The organism is Streptomyces sp. NBC_01454, assembly GCF_036227565.1.
Taxonomy (GTDB): Bacteria; Actinomycetota; Actinomycetes; order Streptomycetales; family Streptomycetaceae; genus Streptomyces.
In genome coordinates this window covers 2,895,339-2,910,071 of the sequence record NZ_CP109460.1, presented here as the reverse complement: position 1 = coordinate 2,910,071, position 14,733 = coordinate 2,895,339, and the positions used below count along the sequence as shown (strand labels likewise).

Genomic DNA, 14,733 nt, shown 5'->3' with positions numbered 1-14,733 from the left:
TGAGGTAAGGCTCAGTAGGTGTGCGCGGCTCCGGCCGGCCACCGGAACGGGTCCCGCGGCCCGCCGCGGCCCTCCCCGCGGCTGACCGTGGCCTGATTCGTCATTGATCATGCGACATACCCTGGTCGCGATCTATCGCGTTTCGGTACGCTGGGGCGGTGAACGCAGACCACGGGGGACAACCGGGCCCACAGACCCCGCCCGGACCGCTACAGAAGCAGGACCGGCGGCCGGACGGGCAGCCGGTGAAACTGACCAAGCTGACCAAGCAGGCACCCGCCGCGGTGGCCGAGGGCGACCTCCGGGCGTCCGACGCGGACCGCGACCGGGTCGCCGAGATCCTCCGCGAGGCGCTCGCGGAGGGCCGGCTGGACCCGGAGGAGCACGCCGAGCGGATCGACACGGTCTACCGCGCCAAGACCATGGGCGAACTGGAGCCCGTCCTGCGGGATCTGCCCGCGGCGGGCGGCAGCCGTCCGCAGCCGGACTCCGGCGGTTATGCCCACGGACCCGGCGCCCCGGTGCCGGACCAGACTCTCGTCGCGATCTTCAGCGCCTCGGTCCGCAAGGGCCGCTGGCAGGCTCCCGCGCGGATCAACGCCTTCGCGTTGTTCGGCTCCGTCGAGATCGATCTGACCGAGGCGGTCTTCCCGCAGCAGCAGGTCCGGATCAACGCCACATCGATCTTCGGCAGCGTGGACATCCGGGTGCCGGAGAACATCACGCTGCGCAGCAACGGCTCCGGCGTGCTGGGCAGTTTCGAGGTCCAGACCAACGACGCGGAGGACCCCGACGCCCCGCAGGTCCTGGTCAACGGCCTTGCCGTGCTGGGCAGTGTGGACGCCCGGCCCAAGCGGGGCGCCTGGATCCGCGATCTGCGCGACCGGCTGCGCGAGGGCCGCCGCGAACTGCGGCAGCAGCTGCGCGAGGAGCACCGCGAGCGCCACGAGCACCTGTACAAGGAGCGGCAGGACATGCACGAGCAGCTGCGCTCCGCACGCCGCGAACACCGGGACCGCTTCCGCGGGTGACCGGTGCGTGCCCCGGGGCGGAGCCGGTTTCCCCGGGCCATGGGCCAACTGCCCGCGCGGGAAAGGCCGTCAGCGGCGGTTTTCTTGTAGTCGCACGATCGCCACGGTGTGCATAAGCGTGCGCACAGCGGGTAGGGCTGGTGCATCGTCTCTCGTGCGGCTGCGGGGTGCGAAAAGGCCGTGCGCAGCGAGACGGGCAAGGGTGATCTCTCGCCGAAGCCGTCGTCAGGAGTAGACCGTGCTGCTACCGCATCAGACTCTGCAGGATGCCGCTGTCGTTCCGCCCCCGCAAGTGCCTGATCGTGACGAGGCCGGCCCCTGGCATGCGGAGGCGGTGTGCCGGCGGGACGAGGCCGGGTTGTTCTTCGCTCCGTCGAAGGAGCCGACCGCCGCGCGGCTGGCCAGGGAGGAGGCCGCCAAGCGGGTGTGCGCCCGCTGTCCGGTGATGGTCGAGTGCCGGGAGCACGCACTGCTCCAGCCCGAGCCGTACGGCGTCTGGGGCGGACTGACCGCGGCCGAGCGCCGGGTCGTGCTCACCCGGCGCCGGCGCCGGGAGGCCGAACTCCCGCGTGCGGCTCCTATGCCCGCGGCAGGCTGACCACCGCGACATCGGCTTCGGCTCGTCGGACGCCATCGGGCGTCCGGACTACCTCGCCCCCGCCGGAGACTCTCCGGCGGGGGCGAGGTGTGCGCACCGGCGGGGGCCCGCCGGGTCGCCGCTAGCTGGGGCGCTCGAAGTCCACCGAGCTGTAGGCACGCAGCTTGGACAGCCGGTGCTGGGAGTCGATCTGGCGGATGGTGCCGGACTTCGACCGCATCACCAGGGACTGGGTGTAGGCGTTCTCGGCGCGGTAGCGCACCCCGCGCAGCAGTTCGCCGTCGGTGATGCCGGTGGCGACGAAGAAGACGTTGTCGCCGCGGACCAGGTCGTTGATCTCCAGCACCTTGTCCAGGTCGTGCCCGGCGTCCAGCGCGCGCTGCCGCTCCTCGTCGTCCTTGGGCCACAGCTTGCCCTGGAAGGCGCCGCCCAGGCACTTCAGCGCGCAGGCCGCGATGATGCCCTCGGGCGTACCGCCGATGCCCAGCAGCAGGTCGACGCCGGTGCCCTCACGGGCTGCCATGATCGCGCCGGCGACATCGCCGTCGGCGATGAACTTGATCCGGGCCCCGGCCTCCCGGACCTCCTTGACCAGGCCCTCGTGGCGGGGCCGGTCCAGGATGACCACGGTGACGTCCTCGACCGAGGACTTCTTCGCCTTCGCGATCCGCTTGATGTTCACCGCCACCGGCGCCGTGATGTCGACGAAGTCCGCCGCCTCCGGGCCCGTGGCGATCTTGTCCATGTAGAAGACCGCGGACGGGTCGAACATCGAGCCGCGCTCGGCCACCGCCATCACGGACACGGCGTTCGCCATGCCCTTGGCGGTCAGCGTCGTCCCGTCCACCGGGTCCACGGCCACGTCGCACTCCGCGCCGGTCCCGTCGCCCACGCGCTCGCCGTTGTAGAGCATCGGGGCGTTGTCCTTCTCGCCCTCGCCGATGACCACGACGCCGTTCATCGAGACCGTGTGGATCAGGGCGCGCATGGCCTTCACCGCCGCGCCGTCCGCGCCGTTCTTGTCACCTCGTCCCACCCAGCGGCCCGATGCCATGGCACCGGCCTCGGTGACCCGGACGAGTTCCAGGGCGAGGTTGCGGTCCGGGGCCTCGGGGCTGACCTCGAGTGGGGACGGGAGATGATGCTCGGTCATCGAGCGACCTTTCTGTACGGCGACGGCCGTGAAGGAGGTGGGCGGCGGTGCGGGGGTTTCCCCCAGAGGCTCACAGTATCTTCCGGCCGCCAAAATGAGCAGAGGGCCCTACGCATGAGCGGCCGCCCGGGTGCCGGGAACCAGGGCGATTGCGCAGGTGGCGGGCTTTGCCGGGGGGTGTGTCGGAGCCGCCCCGGGGATGGGGGACCATAGGGGCGTGGCAGGTATGCGAGGCAGGCAGACGGTGCGGGACATGGTCCTGTCACTGGCGGTGATCGGCATTCTCGTCGGGGTGATCTACGTCTTCATCCCGCACGACGAGAGCGCCGACGCGGAGCGCACCGCGGTCAAGGCGGTCGACTACCGCGTGGAGCTGATCACGGCCCGGCGGGCGGCACCGTACCCGGTCGCCGCACCCCAGGGGCTGCCCAAGACCTGGCGCGCCACCTCCGTGTCCTACCGCGCGAGCGAGGACGGCAAGGGCGGCGCCTGGCATCTGGGCATGCTCGACCCGGAGCAGCAGTACGCGTCCGTCGAGCAGAGCGACGCGGCGCCGCGCAAGTTCATCAAGGACGTCACGCTCGGCGCGACCAAGGCCGAGGGCAAGCAGGCCGTCGGCAGCAAGAAGTGGGACCGCTACCAGGGCGACAAGTACCGGGCGCTGGTCCGCGAGGAGCCCGGGGTGACCACGGTCGTCACGGGCACCGCGCCGTACGGGCGGCTCGCCGACCTGGCCGCCGCGCTGGTGGCGAAGAAGGGCTGAGCCCCGGCCCGCGCGGCTGTGGCCCGCGAATGACGTGAACGCATGGCCTGACCGGCGGGAAATCGCCGGTGGCCGGGCGAACGAGGAGGCCGCCGCACCCGGAAGGGGTGCGGCGGCCTCCTCGTCACGAGGGATCCCGGTGGGGCCCCGGCGGTGCTCAGACGGCGGTGACGGCCTCGTCGAAGGTGAGCCGCGGCGAGCGCGGGAAGAAGGCCTCGGCGCCCGGCTTGCCGATGTTGATCACGAGGAACGACTTCTGCTTGCCGTCGCCGAAGAACTCCTTGTCGATGCCCGTGAAGTCGAAGCCGGTCATCGGGCCGGCGGCCAGACCGGCGGCGCGGACGCCGATGATGAAGTAGCCGGCCTGGAGGGTGGCGTTCTGGGTGCCGGCGGCCTCGCGGGACGTGGCCTCGGAGAAGAACGCGTCCTTGATGCCCGGGGCGTGCGGGAAGAGGTGCGGCAGCTTCTCGTGGAACTCCAGGTCCACGGAGAGGATCGCGGTCAGCGGCGCGCTGAGGGTCTTCGGGCCGTTGGCGCCCATGGCGTGCGTGACCAGGCGCTGACGGGCCTCCTGGGAACGGACCAGGGTGATCCGCAGCGGCGACTGGTTGAAGGCGGTCGGGCCGAACTTCACCAGGTCGTAGACGGCCTGGACCTGCTCGTCCGTCACCGGCTCGTCCGTGAACGTGTTGGCGGTCTGGGCCTCGCGGAAGAGGAGGTCCTGCGCGGCGGCGTCAAGGGCGAGAGACATAAGGGCACCTCGGTGGTCAGCGTGGTCAACGGTCAGTGGCGCAACGGACCCTACGGTCGCTGCACCCACTGCGGGGTTTCTATCGCATTTACTGTAATCCGGATAGATTAAGATTCAACTAAATCCCGGCCATTGTGAGGTGGTTCACAGGGGGTGCCGGCTGCTTGCCGGTGAGGGGGCCGGGGGAGGGCCGGCTTCGCGCCGCGGTCAGGCGCGCCCCGCCTCCGCCTCGTCCGGGGACTCCGCCAGCGCCGCGTCCAGCCGCGCCCGGGCGCCGTCCAGCCAGCGGCGGCAGACCTTTGCCAGCGCCTCGCCGCGCTCCCACAGCGCGAGCGACTCCTCCAGCGTCGTGCCGCCCGCTTCCAGGCTGCGGACGACCTCGATCAGTTCGTCCCGCGCCTGCTCGTAGCCGAGCGTGGAGTCCACCGCTTCCACCGCGGTCGTCGCGCCGGGCCCCGCCCCGGCCGCCGCGCCCTGCTCCGCGTCCGCCGCGCCGTCCGTCTTCGCCTTCGCCATGTGTCCCACCCTAAGAGTCCGTCGTCGTCCTATGCGGGGGGTGCGTCGGCGCCCGGGGTGCCGGTCACCCGCACCCGGAACGCGCCCTCGGCCACCCGGGCCCGCAGTTCCTCGTCCGCGCCCACGTCGCCGGGGCTGCGCACCGCCGACCCGTCCGGCTTCTGGAGGACCGCGTAGCCGCGCTCCAGTGTCGCCTTCGGGGAGAGCGCGACCACCCGGGCCAGGGTGTGCGTCAGCTCGGAGTCGGCGCGGTCCAGCAGATGCCCCAGGGTTCGCCGGCCGCGCTCCAGCAGCGCCGTGACCTGCTCCTCGCGGTCCTCGACCATGCGCTGCGGCCGCTGTATGCACGGCCGCTGCAGCGCGGCGTGCAGCCCGCGCTCCTCGCGCTGGACGAAGCCGTCGATCGCGCGCCACGCCCGCTCCCGCAGCTGCCCGATCCGGGCCAGCTCCTCGCCCACGTCGGGCACGACCTTCTTCGCCGCGTCGGTCGGTGTCGAGGCGCGCAGATCGGCGACCAGATCGAGCAGCGGGGTGTCCGGCTCATGGCCGATCGCCGAGACGACGGGGGTCACGGCCGCGCCCACCGCCCGGATGAGCTGCTCGTCGGAGAACGGCAGCAGATCCTCCACGCTGCCGCCGCCGCGCGCCACGATGATCACGTCCACCTCGGGCAGCGCGTCCAGCTCCTGGACCGCGCCGATCACCTGGGGGACGGCATGGACCCCCTGCACGGGGACGTTGCGCACCGCGAAGCGGACGGCCGGCCAGCGGTGCCGGGCGTTCTCCAGGACGTCCCGCTCCGCCGCGCTCGCCCGGCCACAGACCAGGCCGATCAGCTGCGGAAGGAACGGCAGCGGCTTCTTGCGGTCCGCCGCGAACAGCCCCTCCGCCGCCAGCGACTTCTTCAACTGCTCCAGCCGGGCGAGGAGTTCGCCGACCCCGACCGGTTTGATCTCGGCGGCCCGCAGCGACAGCTGGCCGCGCGGGGCGTACCACTCCGGTTTGGCGTGCACCACCACCCGGGCGCCCTCGCTCACCACGTCGGCGACCTTGTCGAAGACCTGGCGGTAGCACGTCACGCTCACCGAGATGTCGTACGACGGGTCGCGCAGCGTCAGGAAGACGACACCCGCGCCGGGCCGCCGGGAGAGCTGGGTGATCTGCCCCTCGACCCATACCGCGCCGAGCCGGTCGATCCAACCGCCGATGAGCCGGGACACCTCGCCGACCGGGATCGGCGTTTCGGGGGACGTGGAAACAGCCATACGAGCGAGAGTAGCGGCGGCCACCGACAGTGGCCGTGGCCGCGCGGGGAGTGGCCGGGCCGGGAGCCCGCCGGCCGCCCCGGCCCGGCCCGTGCGCTCAGCCCCGCCCGGCGCCGTTCCCCGCCCGCCCGGCGCCGTTCCCCACCCGCCCGCGCCCGCCCCGGTGGTGCTGCACCGCCAGCACCACCGCCCCCACCACCAGCCAGCAGCCGCCGACGATCTGCGCGGTCCCGGACGCCTTGACGAGGACCGCGGCCACCACCGCCAGGCCCAGCGACGGCGCCACCACGTGCCGCAGCACGCCCGGCAGCCCGGCCCGTTCGCGGGACCGGAAGCGGAACCAGCCGATCACCGACGCGTGCAGCAGCCCGAACGCGGTCAGCGCCCCCACGCTCACGATCGACGACAGCAGGGCCAGCCCGTCGTCCCTGCGCGCCGCCCCCACCGCCGCCACCAGCGTCACCAGGGCCGCACCCAGCAGCGCCCGGCGCGGCACCCCGCTGCCCGCGGCCACCTTCGCCATCGCCGCCGGCATCCGCCGGTCCCGGGCCATCGCGAACAGCAGCCGCCCGGCCGCCGCCTGCCCCGCCAGCGCCGCGAACGCCGCACCGATCGCCTTGCTCGCCGCCACCAGGTTGTGCAGCGGGCGGCCCAGCGTCGCGTCGACCGTCGCGTAGAAGGCGTTGCCCTGCTCCGCCGGACGCGCCGCCAGCTCCGCCGCGCTCATCGGCATCAGCAGCGCCGCCAGATACGTCTGCACCGCGAACAGCACCCCGGCCACCACCAGACACGTGAGCACCGCTCGCGCCACCCGCTCCGGCCCACCGTGCCCCCGGCTGCCCTCCCCGGTGTCCCCGCTCTCCCCGGTGGCCCCGCCCGCCGACCGCCCCGCGGCCTCCTCCGCGAACGAGGCGATCGCGTCGAAGCCCAGATAGGAGAGCACCGCCACCGACACCGCGGACAGCACCGCACCGGCCGCGAAGCCGCCCGCGCCGGTCAGCGGCTCGGCCCAGCCCCGCCGCGCCCCGTGGGCCAGCAGCTCGACGACCGCCGCCACCACGAACACCCCGAGCACCACGATCTCCATCGCCAGCACCGCGAAGCCGACCCGGGCCGCGGTCCGCACCCCCCACAGGTTCAGCAGCGTCGTCACGGCCACCGCCAGCGCCGTCCACACCCACGCGTGCACGGACGGCACCAGCGCATGCAGCGCGATCCCGGAGAACAGATACGCCACCGCCGGGACCAGCAGATAGTCCAGCAGCGCCATCCACCCGGCGAGGAACCCGGCGCTCTCGTTCAGCCCCGCCCGGGCGTACGCGTAGACCGACCCGGCCAGCGGGGTGACCCGCACCATCTGGGCGTACGAGTACGCGGTGAACCCCATCGCGGCCGTCGCGACGACGTAGACGGCCGTCACCGCGCCGTGCGAGGTGGCCTGGAGGGTGCCGAAGATCCCGACCGGCGCCATCGGGGCGATGAACAGCAGCCCGTAGACGATCAGATCCCGGGACGTCAGCGTCCGCCGCAGCGCGCCCTCGCCGTCGCATCCGCCGGCTCCCCGCGCGGCAGGGCCTGTGTCTTCGCCCGCCCCGCCACCGTCCCTGCCCGGCATCGTGCCTCCTCGCCCGCCTTCCGCACTCAGTCTGCGGCCACGGCGCGATCTTCCGGGGCGGTGGCACGCCCTTACGATGGGACGCATGACTTCCTCGCCCCGCCCGACGCCCACCACCACCCCGGGCGACGACGCATCGCCCCGCAGCGGCCGGCGCAAGGTCCTGCTCGCCGCCCCCCGTGGCTACTGCGCGGGCGTGGACCGCGCCGTGATCGCCGTGGAGAAGGCCCTGGAGCAGTACGGCGCCCCCGTCTACGTACGCCACGAGATCGTGCACAACAAGTACGTCGTCAAGACCCTCGAGAAGAAGGGCGCGATCTTCGTCGAAGAGACCGAAGAGGTGCCCGAGGGCAACATCGTCATCTTCTCCGCCCACGGCGTGGCGCCCGTCGTCCACGACGAGGCCGAGCGCGGCAAGCTCGCCACCATCGACGCCACCTGCCCCCTCGTCACCAAGGTCCACAAGGAGGCCGTCCGCTACGCCAAGGAGGACTACGACATCCTCCTGATCGGCCACGAGGGCCACGAAGAGGTCATCGGCACCAGCGGTGAGGCCCCCGACCACATCACCCTGGTCGACGGCCCCGAGGACGTCGCCAACGTCGAGGTCCGCGACCCGGACCGGGTCGTCTGGCTCTCCCAGACCACCCTCTCGGTCGACGAGACCATGGAGACCGTGGACGCCCTCAAGGGCCGCTACCCCAACCTCCTCTCGCCGCCCAGCGACGACATCTGCTACGCCACCCAGAACCGCCAGACCGCGGTGAAGCAGATGGGTGCCGAGGCCGATCTCGTCATCGTCGTCGGCTCCAAGAACTCCTCGAACTCCGTGCGCCTCGTCGAGGTGGCGCTGGGCGCGGGCGCGAGCGCCTCCCACCTCGTCGACAGCGCCGAGGAGATCGACGAGGCCTGGCTGGAGGGCGTCGGCACGGTCGGCGTCACCTCCGGTGCCTCCGTCCCCGAGATCCTCGTCCACGGCGTCCTGGACTGGCTCGCCGAGCGCGGCTACGAGGACGTCGAGACCCTCACCGCCGCCGAGGAGTCCATCGCCTTCTCGCTGCCCAAGGAGCTCCGCCGCGACCTGCGCGCCGAGGCGAAGGCCGCCACCGAGGGCTGACCCGGCCCTCCCCGCTGTGTTCCCGGGACGGGCGTGTGCCCATCCCGGGGGCGCGCCGCCCCGTCGGCGCCTAGCCTTTCCCCATGAAGGTCTTCGGTGTGGACATCGGCGGATCGGGCATCAAAGGTGCCCCGGTGGATCTGGAGCGCGGCGATCTCACGGACGAGCGCTACAAGGTACTGACCCCGCATCCGGCGACCCCGGATGCGGTCGCGGACGGCGTCAAAGAGGTCGTGGACCACTTCGGCTGGTCCGGGCCGGTCGGCGCGACCTTCCCCGGTGTGGTCACCGGCGGGACGACCCGTACCGCGGCGAATGTCGACAAGGGCTGGATCGGCACCGACGCCGGCGCGCTGCTCACCCGCAGGCTGGGCGGCGAGGCCGGCGGCAGCCCCGTCACCCTCCTCAACGACGCGGACGCCGCCGGGCTGGCCGAGATGCGCTACGGCGCCGGCCGCGGCCGGGCCGGCACCGTCCTCGTGCTCACCCTCGGCACCGGCATCGGCAGCGCCCTCTTCACCGACGGCCGCCTCGTCCCCAATACGGAGCTCGGCCATCTGGAGCTGCACGGGCACGACGCCGAGAAGCGCGCCTCCACCAAGGCCAAGGAGGACGAGTCGCTGAGCTGGCAGCACTGGGCGCACCGGGTCCAGAAGTACCTCGCCCATGTGGAGATGCTCTTCTCGCCCGAGCTGTTCGTGATCGGCGGCGGGGTGAGCCGCAAGGCGGAGAAGTTCCTGCCGCTGATCGAGGGCATCAGGGCCGAGATCGTGCCGGCTCAGCTTCAGAACAACGCGGGGATTGTGGGGGCCGCGATGGCTGCGCACGCCGTTCGGGCTGGCGGGCCACCTGCCGTGGACGGTTCCCCGGCCGCGGGCGCTCCCGGTTCGCAGGCCGCGCCGTCGGCCGGCCCGGCTGCCCGTGCGGTGCGCTCCGCGGTCGATTCGCCGGTCGGCTGGCCCGACGACGGGCGATGATCAGCACCCGGCGCACCAGCGCGAGCAGCGCGCAGATCAGCGTGCCCGCGTAGAGCCAGCCGGCGCTCAGCGCGAGGACGGTGAACAGGCCCATCAGCAGGCCGTCGAAGCCGTCCCCGCCGCGCTGGATCGGCAGCGCGCCGAGCGTGAACGCGATCGGCAGCGTGACCGGCGCGCAGACCAGGTCGTACGGCCGGACCCACACCGCCGCGGCGATGCCCACGAGCAGATAGCAGACGCCGTACGCGCCCGGCGCGCCGCCCAGCAGCAGCCGGTCCAGGAAGGCGAACACCAGCAGCGCCAGCGTCGCCAGCAGCCAGCAGCCCAGACCGGTGAGCCGGGCGGCCGGCACCCGGCCCGGCCGGCCGGGCGGCGCGGCGGGCAGACGCCGGGGCCGCGCCCGGGGGACGGCCAAGGATTCGGGCGGCGGCGGGGCGGGGGCCGCGGCCACGGCCGGCCGGCTGGGGGCCCACGCGGTCCCGGCCGGCGCGCGCCCGCGCGCCGAGGCAGGGACGGCCGCCGGCGCGGAGGCGGGCACCGAGGCGAACCCGGAGGCCCGCATCGCGGAGAGAAAGGCGTCGTCGGGGTCGGGTGCCACGGCCTCCGCGGGGCGCGGGAGCCGGGCGTCGGAGTCCACGGGCGGCCGTGCGGACCGCGGCGGACTGTACTGGGGCGTGCGCGCTTCGTGTTGCTCCACCCGGCCACGGTAGGCCGCTAAGTGGGATTAACCGGTTACGGGACACGCGCTTTGGCCGAGCTTGCGGCCGAGTTCGCGACCGGTGGCGCGGAGCGGGGGCGCGGCCGGTCCCGGTGGCGGCCACGAGCCGCCGCCCGCCCCGTAGACTGGTGGATCGGCCCTCCAGGGATCACGTCCCGGAGCGGCTGCCCACCCCACCACCTCCCCTTCGGAAGTCGAGTCGCCACCGTGTCGCTCACGATCGGAATCGTCGGTCTGCCGAATGTCGGCAAGTCGACCATGTTCAACGCCCTGACCAAGAACGACGTGCTGGCGGCCAACTACCCGTTCGCCACCATCGAGCCGAACGTCGGCGTCGTCGGCGTGCCCGACCCGCGTCTGGCCACGCTGGCCGGGATCTTCTCCTCCCAGAAGATCCTCCCGGCCACGGTCGACTTCGTGGACATCGCGGGCATCGTCCGCGGCGCCTCCGAGGGCGAGGGCCTGGGCAACAAGTTCCTCGCGAACATCCGCGAGTCCGACGCGATCTGCCAGGTCATCCGCGCCTTCAAGGACGAGAACGTCGTCCACGTCGACGGCAAGATCTCGCCCAGGGACGACATCGAGACGATCAACACCGAGCTGATCCTCGCCGACCTCCAGACGATCGAGAAGGTGCTGCCGCGTCTCCAGAAGGAGTCGCGCATCAAGAAGGACGTGGCGCCGAAGGTCAAGGCGGTCGAGGAGGCCAAGGAGATCCTGGAGAGGGGCGACACCCTCTTCTCGGCGGGCGTCGTCCAGGGCTCCGGCAAGGAGGAGCTCCTCCACGACCTCCACCTCCTCACCACCAAGCCCTTCCTCTACGTCTTCAACGTCGACGAGGACGAGCTGACCGACGAGGACTTCAAGAACGAGCAGCGCGCCCTGGTCGCCCCCGCCGAGGCGATCTTCCTCAACGCCAAGCTCGAGGCCGACCTCGCCGAGCTCGACGAGGACGAGGCCCTGGAGCTCCTGCAGTCCGTCGGCCAGGACCAGCCCGGTCTCGCCACCCTCGCCCACGTCGGCTTCGACACCCTCGGCCTGCAGACCTACCTGACGGCCGGCCCCAAGGAAACCCGCGCCTGGACCATCAAGAAGGGCGCCACCGCCCCCGAGGCCGCCGGAGTCATCCACACCGACTTCCAAAAGGGCTTCATCAAGGCCGAGGTCATCTCCTTCGCCGACCTGGTAGAAACCGGCTCGGTCGCCGACGCCCGCGCGGCCGGCAAGGCCCGCATGGAGGGCAAGGAGTACGTGATGCAGGACGGGGATGTGGTGGAGTTCCGGTTCAACGTGTGACGCCGGTCGTAGCATTGGCGTAGCGATCTGGCAAACGCGCAGGTCAGGCGGGGTCGGCCCATGAGGGGGTCGGCCCCGTTGTCATTCCCGTTGCTGGATCCGTGCTGGATTTGCTGACGTCTCGTCACCTGTCGTCATCCCTGGTTATGCGTACCGTCGCTGGATCGGTGCTGGAAGTGGCTGACGGCTCGCCAGCTGGATCGGTCGCATCCGGGCTGCGGGTTTCGTCGTGGACGCACCGCCCCCGACCCGTGATCCGCCCGCCAGGCGGCCACGCCGCGCCGTGGCTGAAATCGTGTTCCTAGCAGGTCTGTTGTCAGTGCTGCATGCCATCGTCACCACGTGTGAACCGCGAGTTTTCAGCGGTTCACGTCGGGTTACAAGAACGGGGCTAAGGGGGACGCACGGCATGGCTGGCGACGGCTTTGACATAGATACCGATGGCGCGGCGCCGGGCGGTGCTCCTGGTCGCGCGGTTCAGTGAGCGATGCGGTAGCGGTGTTCGGGACGGCCGTTGGTGCCATAGCGGAGTTCCAGGCGGACCATGCCTTCCTTGACGAGGTAGGAGAGGTAGCGCTGAGCCGTGGCGCGGGAGACGCCGGTCGCCTCGGCGGCCTCGGCGGCCGACAGGGCACTGCGGGCGGAGCGCAGGGCTTGGTGAATCGCGCTGAGCGTGGGCGCGGAGTGGCCCTTCGCGGGGATCCGGGGGACGGCGGGTGGGCGGGCCGCGCTGAACAGGGCGTCCACGTCGGCCTGGTCGGCCGTGGTGGTCCGGCTGAGCGCGTCCACGCGCTCGCGGAGCTGGTGGTAGGCGTCGAGCCGTTCGGCGAGGTCGGCGGAGCCGAACGGCTTGACCAGGTAGCCGACGGCGCCGAGTTTCATCGCGGCGCGGACGGAGGAGATGTCGTGGTCGGCGGTGATCACGAGGGCGTCGGGGCGGCTGTCGCCCTGGTCCTGGCTGAGCCGGCGCAGGACGTCGAGGCCGCTGCCGTCGGGCAGGAAGATGTCGAGCAGCAGCAGGTCCGGGTGCAAGGTACGGACCGCGGCCAACGCCTCGGCCACGGTCGCCGACTCGCCGACCACTTCGAAGCCCGGGACCCGGCGCACGTAGTCGCTGTGGATCTGCCCGACCCGGAAGTCGTCGTCCACCACGAGGGTCCGGATCATCACAGGTCACCTCCCATCGGCAACGCCGTCGTGGACAACGCGTCCTGCGGTGCCGGTGTCGGCGCCGTGTCCGGCTGTGGCAGTACGACCGTGAACAACGCGCCCGGGCCTTCGCTGACCGTGATGGTGCCGCCGTGCCGCTGCACCAGCCGGTGCACCAGGGCCAGCCCCAGGCCGCGGTGAGCGGTGCCCCGTTCGGGGCGGGTGGACCAACCGTCCTCGAAGATCGACTGGGAGGAGCCGGGGGCGATGCCCGGACCGCTGTCCGCCACACGCACGAGGATCAGCTCGTCGCTCTCGGCCAGCGTCAGCCGGATCCTGCGGCTGCCGTCGGCGGACGGTGCCTCGGCGGTCGCGTCGATGGCGTTGTCGAGCAGGTTGCCGACGATGGTCAGCAGTCGCCGCAGGTGCGGTGGGTCGTCGCCGAGCGCGGAGTCGTCGGTGAGGACGATCCGCACCCCGCGTTCGGCGGCGACGGTGGTCTTGGCCACGATGAGCCCGACCATCAGCGGGTTTCCGATGTGTCGGCGCACCGCCTCGGTCAGGGCCTGCCCGGAACGGGCCGTCTCGATGGCGTACTCGTACGCGGACTCGTGCTCGCCGATGTCCAGCAGACCGGCCAGGGTGTGCATCCGGTTGGTGAACTCGTGCTGCTGGGCCCGCAGGGCGTCGGTCAGTCCGCGCACGGAGTCCAGTTCGCGCAGCAGGCCGATCAGCTCGGTGCGGTCGCGTACGGTGACCACGGCGCCCAGTTTGCGGCCGTGCAGGGTGACCGGCATGCGGTTCACGACGAGACAGTGGTCGTCCGTCAGGACGCTGACGTCGGTGCCGGTCAGGGTGCCGTCCAGCGCGCGGCGCAGCCGGCCGTCGGGCAGCACCTCCGCCAGCCTGTGGCCGAGCGCGGTGCCGAGGCCGAGCAGCCGCCGGGCCTCGTCGTTCACGACGGTGATCCTGCCGTCGGGGTCGAAGGCGACCATGCCTTCCCGGATGCCGTGCAACATCGCCTCGCGGTCCTGTAGCAGACCGGCGATCTCCTCGAGTTCCAGGCCGAACGTGGTCCGCTTCAGCCGCCGTGCCAGCAGATAGGCCGCCGCCGCGCCGATCGCGGTGGCGATCGTGGCGTACAGCCCGAAGGTGGGCAGCTCGTGCCACAGCTCGCCGAGCACGTCGTGTTCCGGCATGCCCACCGACACCTCGCCGACCAGTGCGCCGGATGGCCCGTACAAGGGGGCCTTGGCGTTGGCGGACCGCCCGGTCGCGCCCTGGTCGGTGCCGACGTGCGCGCGGCCGTCCTCGGCCACGACCGGCTCGGCCACCGGTTCGCCGATCAGGGCCGGGAGGGGATGCGAGTGCCGGATGCCGTGCAGGTCGATCACGACCACGTACGACGCCCCGGAGGCCCGGCGGATCCGTTCGGTGACCGTCTGCACCACGTCGCCGCCGCCCCCGTAGTCCATGGCCTGCTTGATCTGCGGTTCCGCGGCCGTGGTCTGGGCGATCGCCAGGGCCCGCTGCTCGTAGGAGCGGTCGAGTTCGGCCCGCTGCGCGAACGCGAGCAGGACGAAGCCGATCAGACCGGTGAGCGCGAGGATGACCAGCTGGTTGGCGAGGATCCGCGTGGAAAGCCTCCGCTTCCCGCCGCGGCCTGCCCGGAAACGGATGGGTGTCACGAGTGCCTCTTCGCTCCGGTGGTGCGACGTGCCGGGATGGCCTGTGTGGGGTGCCCGGGTGGCGCGATTGTGCCCCAGAGCCGGGGCGCTGCCCAC

13 protein-coding genes and 1 pseudogene are annotated in these 14,733 nt (G+C 72.2%); 6 read left to right on the top strand and 8 right to left on the bottom strand.

The features are described 5' to 3' along the window. Nucleotides 1–158: 158 nt before the first annotated feature. Nucleotides 159–1,031: a DUF1707 SHOCT-like domain-containing protein gene (locus OIU81_RS12555; RefSeq protein ID WP_443073976.1), complete on the top strand. Its 873-nt coding sequence runs from the start codon at nucleotides 159–161 to the stop codon at nucleotides 1,029–1,031. Between the two features lie 238 nt (nucleotides 1,032–1,269). Then, nucleotides 1,270–1,629: a WhiB family transcriptional regulator gene (locus OIU81_RS12550; protein ID WP_189097312.1), complete on the top strand. Its 360-nt coding sequence runs from the start codon at nucleotides 1,270–1,272 to the stop codon at nucleotides 1,627–1,629. A 121-nt stretch (nucleotides 1,630–1,750) separates the two neighbouring features. Here OIU81_RS12550 and glpX read toward each other — a convergent pair whose 3' ends face one another. After that, nucleotides 1,751–2,782: a class II fructose-bisphosphatase gene (gene glpX / locus OIU81_RS12545; protein ID WP_329146850.1), complete on the bottom strand. Its 1,032-nt coding sequence runs from the start codon at nucleotides 2,780–2,782 to the stop codon at nucleotides 1,751–1,753. 226 nt (nucleotides 2,783–3,008) lie between these two features. Between glpX and OIU81_RS12540 the strand changes: the two genes are divergently transcribed. Then, a complete protein-coding gene (locus OIU81_RS12540; protein ID WP_329155082.1) occupies nucleotides 3,009–3,545 on the top strand; it encodes a DUF4245 domain-containing protein in 537 nt (178 codons plus the stop codon). Between the two features lie 157 nt (nucleotides 3,546–3,702). Here the strand turns inward: OIU81_RS12540 and OIU81_RS12535 are convergent, their stop codons facing one another. From OIU81_RS12535 to OIU81_RS12520, 4 genes are all read right to left on the bottom strand, one after another. Then, entirely contained in the window at nucleotides 3,703–4,296 is a 594-nt protein-coding gene (locus OIU81_RS12535; protein ID WP_329146849.1) for a malonic semialdehyde reductase, read from the bottom strand. Nucleotides 4,297–4,503: 207 nt separating this feature from the next. Next, complete coding sequence (locus OIU81_RS12530; protein ID WP_329146847.1) at nucleotides 4,504–4,812, bottom strand: exodeoxyribonuclease VII small subunit; 309 nt, start codon at nucleotides 4,810–4,812, stop codon at nucleotides 4,504–4,506. Nucleotides 4,813–4,841: 29 nt separating this feature from the next. After that, nucleotides 4,842–6,077 carry an exodeoxyribonuclease VII large subunit gene (gene xseA / locus OIU81_RS12525; RefSeq protein WP_329146846.1) on the bottom strand — a complete coding sequence of 412 codons (1,236 nt, stop codon included), beginning with the start codon at nucleotides 6,075–6,077 and terminating at the stop codon, nucleotides 4,842–4,844. A gap of 97 nt (nucleotides 6,078–6,174) precedes the next feature. Beyond that, nucleotides 6,175–7,692, bottom strand: coding sequence for an APC family permease (locus OIU81_RS12520; RefSeq protein ID WP_329146845.1), 1,518 nt, complete (start codon nucleotides 7,690–7,692; stop codon nucleotides 6,175–6,177). Nucleotides 7,693–7,777: 85 nt separating this feature from the next. Between OIU81_RS12520 and OIU81_RS12515 the strand changes: the two genes are divergently transcribed. Both OIU81_RS12515 and ppgK read left to right on the top strand, forming a co-directional pair. Further along, nucleotides 7,778–8,809 (top strand): 4-hydroxy-3-methylbut-2-enyl diphosphate reductase, encoded by a 1,032-nt coding sequence (locus OIU81_RS12515; RefSeq protein ID WP_329146843.1) that lies wholly within the window; start codon nucleotides 7,778–7,780, stop codon nucleotides 8,807–8,809. An 83-nt stretch (nucleotides 8,810–8,892) separates the two neighbouring features. Beyond that, the gene (gene ppgK / locus OIU81_RS12510; RefSeq protein ID WP_329146842.1) at nucleotides 8,893–9,786 is read left to right on the top strand and encodes a polyphosphate--glucose phosphotransferase; all 894 of its coding nucleotides are present in this window, start codon (nucleotides 8,893–8,895) and stop codon (nucleotides 9,784–9,786) included. Nucleotides 9,787–9,799: 13 nt separating this feature from the next. Here ppgK and OIU81_RS12505 read toward each other — a convergent pair. Then, nucleotides 9,800–10,348 (bottom strand): annotated as a pseudogene (locus tag OIU81_RS12505) (DUF6542 domain-containing protein); the annotation flags it as partial. 363 nt (nucleotides 10,349–10,711) lie between these two features. On the opposite strand from OIU81_RS12505, the gene ychF reads away from it, so the two are divergent. Then, complete coding sequence (gene ychF / locus OIU81_RS12500) at nucleotides 10,712–11,800, top strand: redox-regulated ATPase YchF (RefSeq protein ID WP_329146838.1); 1,089 nt, start codon at nucleotides 10,712–10,714, stop codon at nucleotides 11,798–11,800. Nucleotides 11,801–12,277: 477 nt separating this feature from the next. Here ychF and OIU81_RS12495 read toward each other — a convergent pair whose 3' ends face one another. Both OIU81_RS12495 and OIU81_RS12490 read right to left on the bottom strand, forming a co-directional pair. Next, nucleotides 12,278–12,967: a response regulator gene (locus OIU81_RS12495; RefSeq protein WP_329146837.1), complete on the bottom strand. Its 690-nt coding sequence runs from the start codon at nucleotides 12,965–12,967 to the stop codon at nucleotides 12,278–12,280. Continuing rightward, the gene (locus tag OIU81_RS12490; protein ID WP_329146834.1) at nucleotides 12,967–14,637 is read right to left on the bottom strand and encodes a sensor histidine kinase; all 1,671 of its coding nucleotides are present in this window, start codon (nucleotides 14,635–14,637) and stop codon (nucleotides 12,967–12,969) included. The genes OIU81_RS12495 and OIU81_RS12490 overlap by 1 nt, the downstream gene beginning before the upstream one ends. Between the last annotated feature and the right edge of the window lie 96 nt (nucleotides 14,638–14,733).